The sequence below is a fragment of the Thermostichus sp. MS-CIW-23 genome, from assembly GCF_054059455.1.
Genome location: NZ_JBSSCC010000005.1, coordinates 81,548 through 96,858 on the forward strand (window position 1 = coordinate 81,548; position 15,311 = coordinate 96,858).

Genomic DNA, 15,311 nt, shown 5'->3' on the forward strand with positions numbered 1-15,311 from the left:
CTATCGGCTCCAGGAGCAGCAGGAGGTTCTGGAAGAACAGCGGGATCCCATCGTGCGGCAAGACATCTCTAGGATCTAGGGGCTGAGAACGGCTTGCAAAGACCGCACATCGCAGTAGTACACCTGATGGCGGTGGGCGTACCCCTTCAGCTCTACGGCCTGATGGGAGAAGCAGGCGGCTGCCTGCCCCAGTTGTTTGGCCAAGCAGGTGTAGGTGTCCTGGCTGACTGCCAAGTCGGCGTTGAGGGTGCGGGTAGCGCTCTCGATGCGAAAGGCCAAATTCACCGTATCTCCCAGAGCCGTATATTCTTGGCGGGTGTTGTTGCCCACCTGGCGCACGATTGCCGAGCCTGTGTTGACCCCTGCCCCCAGACGAATGGGAGAAGGCAGCGGAAACTCACCGTTCAGCTGCTCGGTCATTTGAAACAGCTTCGCTATGGCCTGCAAAACCGACTTCACATCGAGGTGAATTCCCGGCACTTCCGTGCCCAGAGAAGCAGTGTTGGCTTGGGGCACATGGAACCAAACGGCCATAATCGCATCGCCAATGTATTTATCGACAGTGCCCCCGTACTGCTGAATGATATCCCCACCCCGCCGGAACCAATCGCCCATCACCTGGGAAAGCAGGCGCTCGTCCAGTTGTTGAGTCAGTTGTCCGTAACCTCGCACATCCACCACCGCCACCGAGATCAGCCAGCGGGTTTGTAAAACCAGGGTGTCCGAAGGTTTGGCCGCAGGGCTGGGTTCCGAGCTGGCCAGGGATCCGCTGTGGAACTCCAGCTGGGATTGTCCAAGGGTGAGGTGATCCCCATCCTGCAGCAGGGTGGGAATGCTGACGCGGCGATTGTTGACAAACGAGCCGTTGCGGCTGCCCAGATCGATGAGATAGATGCTGTTGTTGTCGAGGTATTGCAGCAGGGCATGTTGGCGGGAAACGCTGGGATCGCTCAAGACGATGGCGTTGTCCTCATCACGGCCTAAGGTCCAAGCGGTCGCTCCCGAGAGAACGTGTTTTCTTTGGCTGCCATCCGGCTCTTTTAAGACTACATAGGGTGCGGCAGTGGCGGCAGATTCGCTCGTGACGCTCATGATGGGATAAGTTGTAGACGCGACCACACTTTAATAAATACGATACCCCGCTCCCCTTCGGTTGATCGGGAAGATGCCTGGGCTGGATTTCTAGGCTGTCTTCGTCGAGAGATGGAGGTCTGAGGATGGGCTTGGCGGGGGGCCAACCCGACCGATATCATTTTGTGTAGATACGTTAAGGTCTATGCTGGATCCCTCCCATCCCATTCCCGCTGAGCAACAGCCGCTCCGGCAATATGCAGAGCTGAGGGAAGCCTTTCCTTTTTCCTGGCCTGCTTTGGGGTGGATCCCTTACTTAAAACGAATCTTTGGGGTTTGGGGAGCTGTTGTGCTGGCGGTTTCCCCGCTGGTTTGGAGCAGCTTTGCCGGAGATTGGGGCCACTTTGTCTCTGGGTCGGTGCTGGGGGCCAATGTCTTGCTCGGCCTGGTGTTGCTCCATCTCTACTTGGGATGGGCTTATGTGCGGCGGCGCTTGGTACAAGCCCAGATTCCCTATGAAGAAAGTGGCTGGTACGATGGGGCGATGTATGCCAAGTCAGAAGAGGAGCTGGCTCAGCATCGGCTGATTGTCAGGTATCAGATTGATCCTGTGTTGCAGCGCCTGCGACGGAGCTTGTGGGGCGTAGTGGGCTTGAGTGGGTTGGTGGCCCTGCTGTGGCCTCTGGGGTAGGCAGTTGGTTGGCTGTTTTTAGGATCCCGGACAGTGCACATCACTTCTGATCTGGCTCAAACCTTGCGACCCACCGCTGTGGCCATCGGGAACTTCGATGGCTTGCATCTGGGCCATCAGAAGGTGCTGCAGCCGATTCGAGATTCTCTTCAGGGGGTACGTACTGTCCTCACCTTTCATCCCCATCCCCAGGAAGTCTTGACGAGGCGGCCTCAGCTGTTGCTCACTCCCCCTGCCGAAAAGCTGGATCTGTTGGCGCAAATGGGCTTTGAGCAGGTGGTACTGCTCCCCTTCACCCCTGCATTTGCCTGCCAGCCCCCCCAAGAGTTTATCCAAACGGTACTTGAACAGGGCCTGCGCGTTCGCCATCTCAGCGTCGGTTGGGATTTTTGCTTTGGTCACCGTCGCTCCGGCAACGCCCAAACGCTCCAGGCTTGGGGATCCGAGCGCTGCATTCCGGTGGAGGTGATCCCGGAGGCGAAACTGAACGGGGAACGGGTGAGCAGCTCTCGCATTCGAGCTGCCTTGGCGACCGGGGAGGTGTCCACCGCCGAAGCGCTCTTGGGTCGTCCTTACCGGCTAACGGGAGAAGTGGTGCAAGGGGATCAGCGGGGCCGACAACTGGGCTTTCCCACCGCCAACCTCCGCTTGCCTCCGGAGAAGTTTTTGCCCCGCGATGGGGTGTACAGCGTTTGGGTGGATGTGCCTGCTGCTGCGGCAGCTCTACCTGGGGTGATGAACATTGGCCATCGGCCCACGTTTGCCGGTTTACAGCACACCGTCGAGGTGCATCTATTGGATTGGACAGGAGATCTCTACGGGCAAGAGGTGCGGGTGGCGCTACGGGGCTTTATCCGCCCAGAGCGGAGATTTCCCACGGTGGCAGATTTGATTCAGCAAATTCAGCAAGATTGCCAAACAGCCCGCCAGCAATTGGGTTTGGCTGAGCAAGTGGGTATGGTGTAGGGGGATCTATGCCGAAGAGAGCTCGCAAGCACCGATGCTCACCCAGGCGCTGGTGCCATCTCGCCAGTATTCTTTTTTCCAGATGGGGGCGTTGTGCTTGAGGGTGTCGATGGCAAATTGGCAGGCAGCAAACCCTTCGGCCCGATGAGGGGTGCCCACCGCCACCAAGACGCTGATCTCGCCAATGCGCAGCTTGCCGATGCGGTGGTGGATGACCACACTGTTGGCATCTGGCCAGCGATGCTGAATTTGTCGGGCAATATCGGCGAAGACCTTCAGAGCCATGGGCTCGTAGGCTTGGTATTCCAGGTAATCGACAGGGCGGCCATTGGTGTTGTCTCGAACGGTACCGCTCATCACCACCACAGCTCCATTGCCCGGATGGGAGGCCTCTTGGTGGACACGGTCGATGGACAGGGGAGCCAGGGTGATCTGGAAGGAAGTCTTCAGGACGGTCAGGAGCATGACTCTAGTCAATAATAAGCTCAACTATACTGAAAATAATGTATAATATGTTCAGTACGGATTACTACCAGTTGATCTTTCTGTTTACTTTCGAGTCTGCCAACATGGTAGCCAAAGCAAAGCAGAAAATTGGTAGTAAGACGACACGGAAACTGCGCTTTGGGTATTCTACTCAAAGCTTTGCGGGATACCGCCATTCTGTTTGGACTCCGTCCCGCTAACGCGAATGGAAACAAACAGAATGCTATCGCTGCATAGTTGAACAGTGATGTTCAGCAGTGTTCAGCGTAAATGTATCAGATTCATGATGGCCCAATAAGGGATCCCCACAGCAATGCTATCGCTTCTGACCATTCCACCGTAGCTCCGTAGGTATCGCCCGTGTGTCCTCCCAACTGGCGGTAGATCCAGTAGCCCACGGCCCAAGCCCCCAGGGCGGATCCCAGCGTCCAGAGCAGCAAAGGGGGCCAAGCCAAGATCCCAGCCCAGCCCAACCCCCCGGTGATGGCCAGCACAAGCAGAGTGCCCGGCCACAGGGATCCCGGCAGGGAAGTGGAGTCTTTGAGGAAGCGGGCGGATCCCTGCCCTCGCAGATAGGGGTACAGGGCAATGGCGAGCAGCTGGCCCCAACGCCCCCAGGCGGGCACCAGCAGCAAGAGGGGCCAAGCTCGAACGCTGCTCAGGGCAGCAAATTTCAGCAGCAGCAGCAGCACCAAGGCCAGTACCCCATAGGCCCCGGTGTGGCTATCGCTCATCACCTGCAGACGGCGACGGGATCCCTGCAAGTCAGATTTTTGCCCATCCTCAGTTGACCGTTCCGGATCCCCTTTGTAAGGATTCTTGTGGACATTGATCGCCAAGCCATCGGCAGTATCGGCCACCCCGTCCAGGTGCAGCCCACCGGTCAAGAGAACCCACAGGGCCAAGAGCAAAGCGGCCCGCACCGGATTGGGGAAAATCTGCAGCAGGATCCCAGCCAGGGAGAGGATCCCGCCCAGCAACACACCTACCCCTGGCAGCCAGGCGGCAATGCCCTCAAACGGCAAGTCTCCGACCCACCCCAGAGGCAGGGCCGTGTAGAAAGTCAAGGCTGCCCAGAAGCGCCGCAATCGCTCAGTCCTTGAGTCTGTGTAAAGGGATCCGCCAATCCAGCCCTCTGGGAGAGAAAATAGGAATCCTTGCGAACGGTGCGCCCCACCACAATGGTGAGCTTGACAATGGTGAGCTTGGCCACCAAAGCTCCGATGGCGCCCACCGCGGCCAACACCAGAAAGAGGGCTGCTTTTTCAGAAAGACTGGGATCCGCGGAGTCTGGTTCGAGTTCATGCTGAAGATCCTCCATCGCGCGGGTTGGCAGTTCCAACTCAGTCTGCCTTAGGGGGCCGGGAACTCTCTTGGATCCCTTGCCCCGGCTCTCCCTGAGAGCTAGAAGGAATGGGCCCCAGAGTCACCGGATGTATTCCTTCAACACGCTGTTGCGGTTGGGGTGGCGCAACTTGCGCAGAGCCTTAGCCTCGATCTGCCGGATTCGCTCACGGGTGACATTAAAGATCTGGCCGATTTCCTCCAGAGTTTTCATGCGGCCATCATCCAAGCCGTAGCGCAACTTCAACACATCCCGTTCGCGGGCGGTGAGGGTTTCCAAAACGCTTTCCAGATCTTCTCTGAGCAAGACTTTGGCCACCCGATCCTCCGGCGTCTCCCCATCCGACTCGATAAAGTCTCCCAGCCGAGAATCCTCTTCCTTGCCGATGGGGGTTTCCAAAGAGATGGGGAGCTGGGCCGACTTGGCGATAAAGCGCAACTTCTCGATGGTGATCTCCATGCGGGTGGCGATCTCCTCTTCGGTGGGCTTGCGGCCCAATTCCTGGGAAAGCAACTTGGTTACCTTTTTGATGCGGGAGATCGTCTCGTAGAGGTGGACAGGCAGGCGAATGGTGCGGGATTGGTCGGCAATGGCGCGTGTGATGGCCTGTCGAATCCACCACGTCGCATAGGTGGAGAACTTGTAGCCCTTCTCGTGGTCGAATTTCTCGGCTGCCCGAATCAGGCCCAGGGATCCCTCCTGAATCAAATCCTGAAAAGACAGGCCCCGGTTCATGTACTTTTTGGCGATGGACACCACCAAACGCAGATTAGACTGCACCATCTTTTCTTTGGCCCGCCGCCCCCGATGCAACCGCCGCCGAAATTCCGGCAAGGACATCTTGACCTCTTCTGCCCAGAGGGTGTCCGGCACCTCTTCTGGGTCTGACCAGAGGCCCATACGCTGAAAAACGGCCTCGCGAGCGCGCTCTAGCTCCAGCAGATCGGCAATTTTTCGGGCTAGCTCGATTTCTTCATCGGCCCGCAGCAGCCGGATACGCCCAATTTCTTGCAAATAGACCCGGATAGAGTCATCGGTGTAGGGCTTTTTCTTACTGGCCGCCTTGCGCTTTGAGCGACCTTTGGCACCGGCGGCGGCAGTCTCTCCATCCTCCTCTGCTGCCTCTTCGTCGTCGTCATCCTCATCAAAAGCATCAGTGTCACCGGTATCCAGTTCGCTCTCGAGGGTATCTGTCTCCGTGTCCAACTCCAGGGTGCCAGAAGGTGGATTTTCCAGATCCGATTCGAGAAGAGCTGTTTGACCAGATTTCACCAATTCCTTTGCTTGAGCCATGCTGAGTTCCTCGTGATCCTAATCACAGACAACTAAAGGTGACTAAGGGAGCTTAGACGCCAAAGGGAGAGGAGCAAGTTGCAGCCCTGCTGCATCCCACAACGCCAGAGTGAGGGAGCCGATATCCGCAAGCCAAAGCCTGAGTTGCCCTAGGCAAGCCTGCCCGCTTCTGGATAACCGATTGCTCGGGTCAATCTGGAAGCAGATATCGCTCATGGGGCTCAACTGAACTGGCGCAAGACCCGTCATCTTGGTGGGCGGAACCTCTCAAGATGGCGAGAGGTGGATCTTTCTCTTCGCCAATCCTGCGACGGGGTGCGAGGCACTTCACTGGGGGGGCGGAACATTCAGCACCTCAACCACTCCAACCCGCGAGGAGAAGATCGCTCTACAGCAGGCGGCAAGTGACCCTGGGAGGAACACTTGCGAGCAACTGTAGCCGTTCACACCAAAACGTCTTCCCTAAATTAGCCCGACCTGGGGGAAACAGCAACGGGGCAGGCAAAGAAAATGTTAAATTCGCCTCAACAATGGCCAGAATGGAAGCCCTGGCCAGGGATCCATCCTTCGGCCTAGTCCGAGCAAATGGCTCGATGCTAACTTAAATCAGACTCTAGGTCGATGACACCCTGCCTGTCTTTGACTTCTATGACCCATCCCTTCCTGCACTGTCTCCAGGAACGTGTAATTGTCTTCGATGGGGCGATGGGATCCTCCCTCCAGGCCCAGAACCTGACGGCAGCGGATTTTGGTGGGCCGGAGCTGGAGGGCTGCAATGAGATGCTGGTGCTGACCAAGCCGGAGGCGGTGAAGCGGGTACACCGCGGCTTTCTGGAGGTGGGGGCAGACGTTGTTGAGACCAATACCTTTGGGGCCACCTCCATCGTTTTGGCCGAATATGGGATCCCGGAAAAAGCCTACGAGCTGAACGTGGCGGCGGCGCGACTGGCCAAGCGGGTAGCAGCCGAGTTTGCGACGCCGGAAAAGCCCCGTTTTGTGGCCGGCTCCATTGGCCCCACCACCAAGCTGCCCACCCTGGGGCACATCAGCTTTGATGAGATGCGGGCTGCCTACGAGGAGCAGGTGCAGGGGCTAGTTGACGGTGGGGCGGATCTGCTGATCATCGAGACCTGCCAGGACATTTTGCAGACCAAGGCGGCTCTGGTGGCCGTGCAGCAGGAGTTTGCCCGACGCGGGATCCGCCTGCCGGTGGTGGTGTCCCTCACCTTTGAGGTACAAGGGACAATGCTGGTGGGCACGGAGATCGGGGCGGCCCTGGCCATCCTGGAGCCCTATCCCATCGATGTGCTGGGCCTCAACTGTGCCACTGGCCCAGACAAGATGGTCGAACACATCCGCTATCTGTCCCGCCATTCTCCTTTCCCCATCTCCTGCATCCCCAACGCTGGCCTGCCGGAAAACATCGGCGGCAAAGCCCACTACAAGCTCACCCCGGAGCAGTTGCGCTTCCACCTGGAGCATTTTGTGCGGGATCTGGGGGTAGCGGTGGTGGGAGGGTGTTGCGGCACCCGTCCGGAGCACATCGCCGCCTTGGTGGAAGCCGTGCAGGGGTTGCGGCCCAAACGTCGTAGCATCGAACGGATCCAGGCTGCTGCCTCGATCTACACGCCCCAGCCCTACCTGCAGGACAACTCGTTTTTAATCATCGGCGAGCGCCTCAACGCCAGCGGCTCCAAAAAGATGCGGGAGCTGCTCAACGCCGAAGACTGGGACGGCCTGGTGGCCCTGGCCCGCGAGCAGGTGCGGGAGGGATCCCATGTGTTGGATGTCAACGTGGACTATGTGGGCCGGGATGGGGTGCGGGATATGCGGGAGCTGGTCTCGCGGCTGGTCACCCAAATCCCAATTCCCCTGATGCTGGATTCTACCGATTGGCAAAAGATGGAAGCGGGCCTCAAGGTGGCGGGAGGCAAATGTCTGCTCAACTCCACCAACTACGAGGATGGGGAAGAACGTTTCCTAAAGGTGCTGGAGCTGGCCAAAACCTACGGCGCCGGGGTGGTCATCGGCACCATCGACGAAGAGGGCATGGCCCGCACCGCCGACAAGAAGTTCCAGATTGCCGAGCGGGCCTATCGCCAGGCGGTTGAGTACGGGATCCCGCCCTACGAGATTTTCTTTGACCCTTTGGCCTTGCCCATTTCCACCGGCATCGAGGAAGACCGTAGCAACGGAGCAGCCACCCTGGAAGGGATCCGCCGTATCCGCCAGGCTTTCCCGGAGACCCACATTCTCTTGGGCATTTCCAACATCTCCTTTGGGCTCTCGCCGGCAGCCCGCGTGGTGTTGAACTCGGTGTTTTTGCACGAGTGCCGCGAGGCCGGCCTGGATGCCGCTATCGTCAGTGCCGCCAAGATCCTGCCCCTGAACAAGATCCCCGCAGAGCAGCAGCAGGTGTGTCGGGATTTGATCTGGGATCGGCGAGCGTTCAACGCCGTTCGCGTTAGCGGGACGGAGTCCTCGGGCATTTGCACCTACGATCCTCTAACGCGGCTGACGGAGCTGTTTGCGGGCGTTTCCAGCCAAGAGTTGCGGGCAGCCAGATCCCTGGCCACGCTGCCTCTGGAGGAGCGCCTGCGGCGGCACATCATTGACGGGGAGCGGATTGGCCTGGAGGAGACCCTGGCGGAGGCACTGCAGAAATATCCTCCCCTGGAGATCATCAACACCTTTTTGCTGGACGGCATGAAGGAGGTGGGGGAGCTCTTCGGCGCTGGCAAAATGCAACTGCCCTTTGTGCTGCAGTCGGCAGAAACCATGAAAGCGGCGGTGAAATACCTGGAGCCCTTCATGGAAAAGGTGGGAGGGGAAGTGTGCAAAGGCACTCTTTTGATTGCCACCGTCAAGGGGGATGTCCACGATATTGGCAAAAACTTGGTGGACATCATCCTCACCAACAACGGCTACAGGGTAATTAACTTGGGCATCAAGCAGCCGGTGGAAAACATCATCGAAGCCTATGAAAAGAGCAAGGCCGACTGCATTGCCATGAGCGGCCTGTTGGTGAAATCCACGGCCTTTATGAAAGAGAATTTGGAGGTGTTTAACGAGCGGGGCATCACCGTGCCGGTCATCCTAGGAGGGGCGGCCCTTACCCGCCGCTTTGTGGAAGAAGACTGCCGCCAGACCTACAAAGGCCAGGTGATCTATGGCCGCGATGCCTTTACTGATCTGAACTTTATGGATCGGCTAATGCAGGCCAAGGCTGCTGGCCGCTGGGATGACCGGCTGGGTTTTCTGGACGACCTAGAGCTGGGATCCCCCTCTGCCAATGGCCAGAAAGAGGCTTCTTGGGTTCCAGAGGAAACGGATCCCAGCCTGCCCCCTGCGGAGACCACCGTGGGAGCTGCTCCCGCCCTCACCCTCTCCGAGTCCCAAGACACCCGCCGCTCTGAAGCCGTTGCCCTGGAGACCGAGCGACCCATCCCGCCTTTCTGGGGATCCCAGGTTCTCACCTCAGATCAGATCCCTTGGCCGGAAGTCTTCTTCTACATCGACAAGCAAGCCCTGGTGGCCGGCCAATGGCAGATTCGCAAGCCCCGCGACCAGTCGGCAGAGGAGTTTGCCGAGTTTATCGCCACCCAGGTGGATCCGGTGATCGAGCGCTGGAAAGATCGGATCCTGGCAGAAGATCTGCTGCACCCCCAGATTGTCTACGGCTATTTCCCGGCCCAGGCAGAAGGAAATACTCTAATCCTGTTCGACCCGGCCAGCTTCCCGGAGCTGTTTGCCCTGGAGCCCGACTCCACCACCTACTTCCAACTGCCCACGGTGGAGCGCCCGCAACTCTCTCCAGGGGTGCGGGAATTGGCCCGCTTCACCTTCCCCCGCCAAAAAACCGGCCACCGCTACTGTATCGCTGACTTCTTTGCCGATCGCTCCACTGGCCTAGTAGATGTCTTCCCCATGCAGGCGGTTACGGTGGGCCCAGAGGCCACCGCCTATGCCCAGCGCCTCTTTGCCGAGGGCCAGTACACCGACTACCTGTATTTCCACGGCCTGGCTGTGACCCTGGCGGAAGCCCTGGCGGAATGGTGCCATGCGCGCATCCGGCGGGAGCTGGGGTTTGGCCACGAAGATAGCCCCGACATCCGCAAGATCCTGCATCAGGGCTATCGGGGATCCCGCTACAGCTTCGGCTATCCCGCCTGCCCCAACATCGCCGACCAACGGGTTCTGCTGCAGGTGCTCCAGGCCGATCGCATCGGCCTGACCATGGACGAAAGCGATCAATTGGATCCGGAACAGTCCACCACCGCCATCGTTGCTTACCATCCGGCAGCCCGCTACTTCAACACTTAGCTTGTCGGGGTGTGGGGGTAGCTAAGCCCCGCACTGTACTCGTAGAGTCAGTGTCGGGATACAGATACCCCCACATGGTGTATGATGGGAGTACTTGCACAAAACGGCTTTTGCCGGAATCTGGTGCAACTACGCGGTAGGGCATTCCGTGTCTGCTCGTGGAGGGTTCTTGCGTAGGCTCCCCGATGAAGCGAGAAGCCCACGCTGTACCCGTAGGGTCAGCGATGGGAGTATGTCACGCCCTCATCTCCAACCTCTCTCAGGGGAAGAGGGGGAACTGTCGAGAACGGCTAGCGGGATCCCAGGCGGGAGCGGCTGTTCGCGTCAGCGGTGCGGAGCACTCCGCAGGGGGAAGCCCACGACCAAGATCAAGGTAACCAGAATGATCAAGGTGGAGAGGGCATTGATTTCCGGGGTAACTCCTCGTCGCGCCGTGCTGTAGATCAAAATTGGCAAGGTCAGGCTCTCCGGCCCACTGGTAAAAAAGGAGATGACAAAATCATCTATCGAAAGGGTAAAAGCCAGCAAAGCGGCAGCTTGGATCCCTGGCATGGCCAAGGGCAAGGTGACATAGCGTAGCTTTTGCCAGGTGTTTGCATAGAGGTCATAGGCGGCTTCCTCCAACGCAGGATCCAAAAGTTGGAGACGGCTGCGCACCACAATAGCCACAAAAGCAATCTGAAACGTAATGTGGGCCAAGATCATCGTCCCCAAGCCCAGCTCAAAGAGGCCCGTGTAAAAGCGCACAAACTGGTAGAACAGCAGCAGCGCGATGGCCATCACAATATCGGGGACGATCACCGGCAACAGCATCAGCCCCTGCAGGATCTTTTTACCGGGGAAGCGATAGCGATACAGCCCATAGCCCAGCAGGGATCCCAGCAGCGTGCTGACCAGCGTGCTGACCAACGCCAGGACGAGGGTATTTTGCGTGGCCTGCCAGACCAGGGCATTCTGAAACAGGGAAAGGTACCAATCGAAGGTAAAACCTGTCCACGCCAGCCCAAAGCGGGCTCGGTTAAATGAGTAGACGGCGATCAGCAGAATTGGCAGGTAGAGAAAACCATAGATGGCATAGCTGACTCCCCGCAGCCAGCTAGGTATCCTTGCCAACATTCGCGTGTGCTATCTCAGTTGCGTCTATCCCACTGTAGAGCAGGCTGCCAAAATTGCAGCAACTCCCTAGGCTTTATACACCCGCCTACAACCCTGTCCATCACGCTAAAGTCTGTTATCAATGGGATATCAATGTGAGGTTATCTGTGGCTGGATTTGTTGAATTGATGATGGGATCCCTGAAGCTGTAAAGACGGCAATCAAAGAACGTGAGCCAAACGAAATGTTTTGCTGTTCGCGTTAGGGGGACGGAGTCCTTGCCTTATTCGGGCAACCCGATACCTGTGACTGGGAAATTGGCAGCACAGGCATTCCCCAACGCCGGCAGTGGGCACTTCCGCGAGGATTGCTAAACTTAGGCTCGGAGTGGTGTGAAAAAGCTGCAACCCATGCCCAAAAGCAGTTCTGGTCGTCTTCGAGAAAAACAAAATCCAGAGGAACCGCACGCGAAAACCAAGGGTATGTCTCGGCCTGTCGGTCGCGTCAGCGGGACGGAGTCCAAACCGTTGCGGTGGGGCAATACAGCCTACTGGGAGGCGGTTGGGTTGATGTTGCTAGGGATCCTGCTGATCGTCTATCGCTGGCGGGGCACCCTGCTGATGTTGATCAATCCCGGCTACGTGAATGTGGCGCTGTTGGCCGGGCTGTGTCTGTTGGGCTTGGGGATTGGCCGTTGGCGAGGAGCCAAAGTCCCTTCTTCTGAAGTCCATTCCTCGCTACTGGGGCCGCGGCTGGGCGCAGGACTGTTGATCCTGACAGCACTGCTGGGGTTTTGGGTCGAGCCACGACCACTCTCCAGCCAAACTGCCCTCAACCGAGGGGTATCTCCCTATCTGGGGGTATCTCGTAGCCAGCCGCAGGCTTTTCGCCCCAAGCTCGACCCCCGTCAGCGAACTCTGCTGGACTGGGTGCGCACCTTGGATGTTTACCCGGATCCCTACACCTATGAAGACCAGCCGGTGCGGGTGCAGGGGTTCGTCATTCCTGACGAGCGACCCGACCACTTTGTTATTGCTCGGTTTTTGGTTAGCTGCTGTGCTGCCGATGCTTACCCCGTGGGCTTGCCGGTGCGCTGGCCAGAGGCAGAACAGTTAACTGCCGACAGTTGGCTGCGTCTGGAGGGGCGCATGGCTGTGGAGCAGCGGGATGGCCAATCTCAGTTGGTAATCGCTGCCGAGCAGGTGGAGCCGATACCGGTGCCGCCAAACCCCTATGCCGACGAATAAGAGCAGGCGCTTAGATATCGGTTTAGATATCGGTTTCGCTCAGCTTAGCGCTCAGGTAATCGAAGGGCTCGGCCACAAAGCTGTAGTCTTCGCCAGAGCCAAGCAGCTCCAGGGTGCGGGTTTTCATGTTTTGAATGCCAATCACCGTCGGGGCGATGGGCACACCGAGGGAGTTGTAGGTCTCCCGTAAGCCGGCCAAGACTCGCTCATCCAAAATGCTGTTGTCGGCAGCCACCAGCGCGTAGGAAGCGTAGCGCAAGAAGTAGTCCATATCCCGCAAACAGGTGGCGTAGCGGCGGGTGGTGTAGGCGTTGCCTCCCGGACGAATGAGATCCGGCACCTGGGCGAACATGGCCGCAGCAGCCGTTTTGACGATATCCACTGAGTTGAGATTGATCACGTTTACGGCCTTGATGCGCCGCAGCCCCGAGTCGTAAAAAGCCTTGAGCGCATCCATTGCCTCCCGATCCAAGTAGCGGCCCGTCAGGTCGTAGGTTTTGATCAGCGTGGTTACGGCATCCCGCATATCCCCAGCTCCATTCTTGTGACTTTATTTTGTAAAGTAGCTTGAGATGAAAAAATGAGAAGAGATTTTGCCGGACAACATCCAAAGGTCAGCCCTGGAGAATTGAACCAGAGCCCGGCAACGGCAACGCTTCAGGCTCCCATTCGCCCTCAGAAGTTTAGCATGCGGGGGTTTCTTTCCCACTTCCCTCTGAGACAATGGCCAATGTTGTTACAAAAATGTAACCTTTCTGCAACACTCTAGGGATCCGGCGACAACACCCGCAGCGGCTTGAGCTGACCTGCCTGACCGTACCCCAAGCCCAAAAACTTGCCCTCCTCATCCAGCACCCGCAAAGTAGGGGCACCGATAATGGGCCGGTCGAGGGGAATGGCCTGACCCTGCAGCCACTGCTTCGCTTCGGCGGAAGAGAGCTGTACCGCACCCCAATCGGCAAATCCCCACTCGATGGGCAACAGGGCGGCAGCGGGATCCGCGGATCCCTGCCATTTCTCCAGGGGCAGGCTTTCTGCGATGCGAAAGGGGCCACTTTGCAGCCGTCGCAGCCGGCTCATCAGCCCTCCACAGCCCAATTTTTCCCCCACATCGCGGGCAAGGGCACGGATATAAGTGCCGGGGCCACAGGCAATTTCTAGATCCACTTCCGGAAAGTCTCCGGCTCGCCAGCCCAGGATGCGCAGTTGCCGAATGACCACCCGTCGGGGTTCCAACTGGAGTTCCGCAGCCTCCACGCCGGCACGGGCCAACTGGTAGAGCTTTTTCCCCTGGCGCTTAAGGGCGCTGTAGAGGGGCGGCACCTGCCAGATCTCGCCGGTAAACTCCCGCAAGCACTGCTCTACCTGCTCGCGACTCAACCCAGGACAAGGGGATCCCACCCGGATCTGCCCTTCGGCATCGTCGGTGTCGCTGCGCTGTCCCAATCGGAAGGTTGCTTGATACACCTTATCCCCCGACAAAAACGACAAAAAGCGTGTTGCCCGTCCCACCGCAATCGGCAAAACCCCCGTTGCCGCCGGATCCAAGGTGCCCCCATGCCCCACCTTGCGGGTGCGCAAGACCCGCCGCACCACTGCCACACAGTCGTGGGAGGTGAGCCCCGCCGGCTTGTCCAGGTTGAGAAAGCCCTCCAGGGATCCCATGCCAGGCATAATATGCATCAACAGTTAAGATTTGTAACTGAGCTGCCCCAGCGCTTAACATGGGGTTAACTTCCGTCTCCAAGTTTGAAGCACCTATGGCTCAGTCTGACCTGTTCTTTCAGCCTATCTGGCAACGCCTCCTGATGATTGCCCCCTTTTTCCTGTGGGGCTCGGCGATGGTGGTGATGCGAGATGCCCTCTCCGAGACCACCCCCCTCTTCATTGCCATTCTGCGGTTGCTGCCGGCAGGGATCCTGGTTCTGGCCTTTCGGCTCTGGCAGGGGCGGGGCTCTGCGGCCTCTCACGCCTGGCATCCCAGAGGGCTGCGCGGCTGGCTATGGGTGTTGGCGTTTGCGCTAGTGGACGGCACTTGTTTTCAGGGATTTTTGGCCCAAGGGCTGAAAGAGACAGGGGCAGGCCTGGGATCCGTGCTCATTGACTCGCAGCCGCTGGCGGTGGCTTTGATGGCCACCTGGTTTTACCGCGAGCGGATGGGATCCCTAGGCTGGCTGAGCCTGGGGCTGGGAGTTTTCGGCATTGGCCTCATCGGCCTATCCGGCGAGGGATCCCTGCAGTTGGGGGCCGGCGTCGTTTGGATGTTGATGGCCTCCCTGTCGATGGCCATCGGCACCGTGATGATGCCCAAGGTGGCGGAGGTGGCGGATCCGGTGCTGGCGACGGGCTGGCACATGGTGTTGGGCAGCCTGCCCTTGATCCTGCTGTCGGGACTGACGGAGACTCAGCAATGGCAACACCTGAGCGGGATCCACTGGCTGGGCCTCCTCTACGCTTCGGTGATGGGGAGCGCCTTGGCCTATGCCCTCTTCTTCTATTTCGCCTCTCAGGAAAACCTCACCGAGTTCAGCTCCCTGACCTTCCTCACCCCCATCTTTGCCCTGCTGTTTGGCAGCACCTTTCTGGGGGAATCGCTGACGCGGCTGCAATGGCTGGGAGTGGGCATCACTCTGGTCTGCGTGTATTTGATTAACCACCGGCAAGAATGGCAGGAGCGCCTGCGCCTAGGCTGGAAAGGGATCCTCTCGGAGCTGGGTTTAGACTGGCTGGTGAGCGCCTTGAGCACCGTCGAGATCCGCGATGGCAACCCCGACTGATCAAAGCTTGGGCAGGG

Annotated in this window: 13 protein-coding genes; 5 read left to right on the top strand and 8 right to left on the bottom strand. The window is 58.6% G+C overall.

What is annotated here, in order from left to right; all coding sequences use genetic code 11:
* Positions 1 to 75: 75 nt before the first annotated feature.
* On the bottom strand, positions 76 to 1,092 hold the full coding sequence (locus ACVW0B_RS03295) for an FHA domain-containing protein (RefSeq protein ID WP_414355750.1): 1,017 nt from the start codon (positions 1,090 to 1,092) through the stop codon (positions 76 to 78).
* A gap of 184 nt (positions 1,093 to 1,276) precedes the next feature.
* Here ACVW0B_RS03295 and ACVW0B_RS03300 point away from each other — a divergent pair, with 184 nt between their 5' ends.
* Both ACVW0B_RS03300 and ACVW0B_RS03305 read left to right on the top strand, forming a co-directional pair.
* Entirely contained in the window at positions 1,277 to 1,762 is a 486-nt protein-coding gene (locus tag ACVW0B_RS03300) for a CGLD27 family protein (RefSeq protein ID WP_011433781.1), read from the top strand.
* Between the two features lie 33 nt (positions 1,763 to 1,795).
* Positions 1,796 to 2,728, top strand: a complete 933-nt coding sequence (locus ACVW0B_RS03305; RefSeq protein ID WP_414355748.1) for a bifunctional riboflavin kinase/FAD synthetase — start codon at positions 1,796 to 1,798, stop codon at positions 2,726 to 2,728.
* A gap of 6 nt (positions 2,729 to 2,734) precedes the next feature.
* Here the strand turns inward: ACVW0B_RS03305 and ACVW0B_RS03310 are convergent, their stop codons facing one another.
* From ACVW0B_RS03310 to rpoD, 4 genes are all read right to left on the bottom strand, one after another.
* A complete protein-coding gene (locus tag ACVW0B_RS03310; protein WP_457490946.1) occupies positions 2,735 to 3,193 on the bottom strand; it encodes a molybdenum cofactor biosynthesis protein MoaE in 459 nt (152 codons plus the stop codon).
* A gap of 302 nt (positions 3,194 to 3,495) precedes the next feature.
* Entirely contained in the window at positions 3,496 to 4,281 is a 786-nt protein-coding gene (locus ACVW0B_RS03315) for an adenosylcobinamide-GDP ribazoletransferase (RefSeq protein ID WP_457490947.1), read from the bottom strand.
* Complete coding sequence (locus tag ACVW0B_RS03320) at positions 4,278 to 4,556, bottom strand: hypothetical protein (protein WP_011433785.1); 279 nt, start codon at positions 4,554 to 4,556, stop codon at positions 4,278 to 4,280. The genes ACVW0B_RS03315 and ACVW0B_RS03320 overlap by 4 nt, the downstream gene beginning before the upstream one ends.
* 84 nt (positions 4,557 to 4,640) lie before the next feature.
* Entirely contained in the window at positions 4,641 to 5,852 is a 1,212-nt protein-coding gene (gene rpoD, locus ACVW0B_RS03325) for an RNA polymerase sigma factor RpoD (protein WP_414417736.1), read from the bottom strand.
* A gap of 648 nt (positions 5,853 to 6,500) precedes the next feature.
* Between rpoD and metH the strand changes: the two genes are divergently transcribed.
* Positions 6,501 to 10,175, top strand: coding sequence for a methionine synthase (gene metH / locus ACVW0B_RS03330; RefSeq protein ID WP_457490948.1), 3,675 nt, complete (start codon positions 6,501 to 6,503; stop codon positions 10,173 to 10,175).
* Between the two features lie 324 nt (positions 10,176 to 10,499).
* Here metH and ACVW0B_RS03335 read toward each other — a convergent pair whose 3' ends face one another.
* Positions 10,500 to 11,291 (bottom strand): ABC transporter permease, encoded by a 792-nt coding sequence (locus tag ACVW0B_RS03335; protein ID WP_414355744.1) that lies wholly within the window; start codon positions 11,289 to 11,291, stop codon positions 10,500 to 10,502.
* Between the two features lie 461 nt (positions 11,292 to 11,752).
* On the opposite strand from ACVW0B_RS03335, the gene ACVW0B_RS03340 reads away from it, so the two are divergent.
* Complete coding sequence (locus tag ACVW0B_RS03340) at positions 11,753 to 12,517, top strand: TIGR03943 family putative permease subunit (protein ID WP_457465679.1); 765 nt, start codon at positions 11,753 to 11,755, stop codon at positions 12,515 to 12,517.
* Positions 12,518 to 12,539: 22 nt separating this feature from the next.
* Here ACVW0B_RS03340 and apcB read toward each other — a convergent pair whose 3' ends face one another.
* Positions 12,540 to 13,043: an allophycocyanin subunit beta gene (gene apcB / locus ACVW0B_RS03345; protein ID WP_011433791.1), complete on the bottom strand. Its 504-nt coding sequence runs from the start codon at positions 13,041 to 13,043 to the stop codon at positions 12,540 to 12,542.
* A 239-nt stretch (positions 13,044 to 13,282) separates the two neighbouring features.
* On the bottom strand, positions 13,283 to 14,200 hold the full coding sequence (gene truB, locus ACVW0B_RS03350; RefSeq protein ID WP_457465677.1) for a tRNA pseudouridine(55) synthase TruB: 918 nt from the start codon (positions 14,198 to 14,200) through the stop codon (positions 13,283 to 13,285).
* 77 nt (positions 14,201 to 14,277) lie between these two features.
* On the opposite strand from truB, the gene ACVW0B_RS03355 reads away from it, so the two are divergent.
* The gene (locus tag ACVW0B_RS03355) at positions 14,278 to 15,294 is read left to right on the top strand and encodes a DMT family transporter (protein ID WP_414399901.1); all 1,017 of its coding nucleotides are present in this window, start codon (positions 14,278 to 14,280) and stop codon (positions 15,292 to 15,294) included.
* The last annotated feature ends 17 nt before the right edge of the window (positions 15,295 to 15,311 follow it).

Excerpts from the sequence above, each read along its gene's own strand:
- rpoD (WP_414417736.1), bottom strand. The coding sequence starts at position 5,852 with ATGGCTCAAGCAAAGGAATTGGTGAAATCTGGTCAAACAGCTCTTCTC.
- ACVW0B_RS03335 (WP_414355744.1), bottom strand. The coding sequence starts at position 11,291 with ATGTTGGCAAGGATACCTAGCTGGCTGCGGGGAGTCAGCTATGCCATC.
- apcB (WP_011433791.1), bottom strand. The coding sequence starts at position 13,043 with ATGCGGGATGCCGTAACCACGCTGATCAAAACCTACGACCTGACGGGC.
- metH (WP_457490948.1), top strand. The coding sequence starts at position 6,501 with ATGACCCATCCCTTCCTGCACTGTCTCCAGGAACGTGTAATTGTCTTC.
- ACVW0B_RS03340 (WP_457465679.1), top strand. The coding sequence starts at position 11,753 with ATGTCTCGGCCTGTCGGTCGCGTCAGCGGGACGGAGTCCAAACCGTTG.
- truB (WP_457465677.1), bottom strand. The coding sequence starts at position 14,200 with ATGCATATTATGCCTGGCATGGGATCCCTGGAGGGCTTTCTCAACCTG.
- ACVW0B_RS03310 (WP_457490946.1), bottom strand. The coding sequence starts at position 3,193 with ATGCTCCTGACCGTCCTGAAGACTTCCTTCCAGATCACCCTGGCTCCC.
- ACVW0B_RS03295 (WP_414355750.1), bottom strand. The coding sequence starts at position 1,092 with ATGAGCGTCACGAGCGAATCTGCCGCCACTGCCGCACCCTATGTAGTC.
- ACVW0B_RS03300 (WP_011433781.1), top strand. The coding sequence starts at position 1,277 with ATGCTGGATCCCTCCCATCCCATTCCCGCTGAGCAACAGCCGCTCCGG.
- ACVW0B_RS03355 (WP_414399901.1), top strand. The coding sequence starts at position 14,278 with ATGGCTCAGTCTGACCTGTTCTTTCAGCCTATCTGGCAACGCCTCCTG.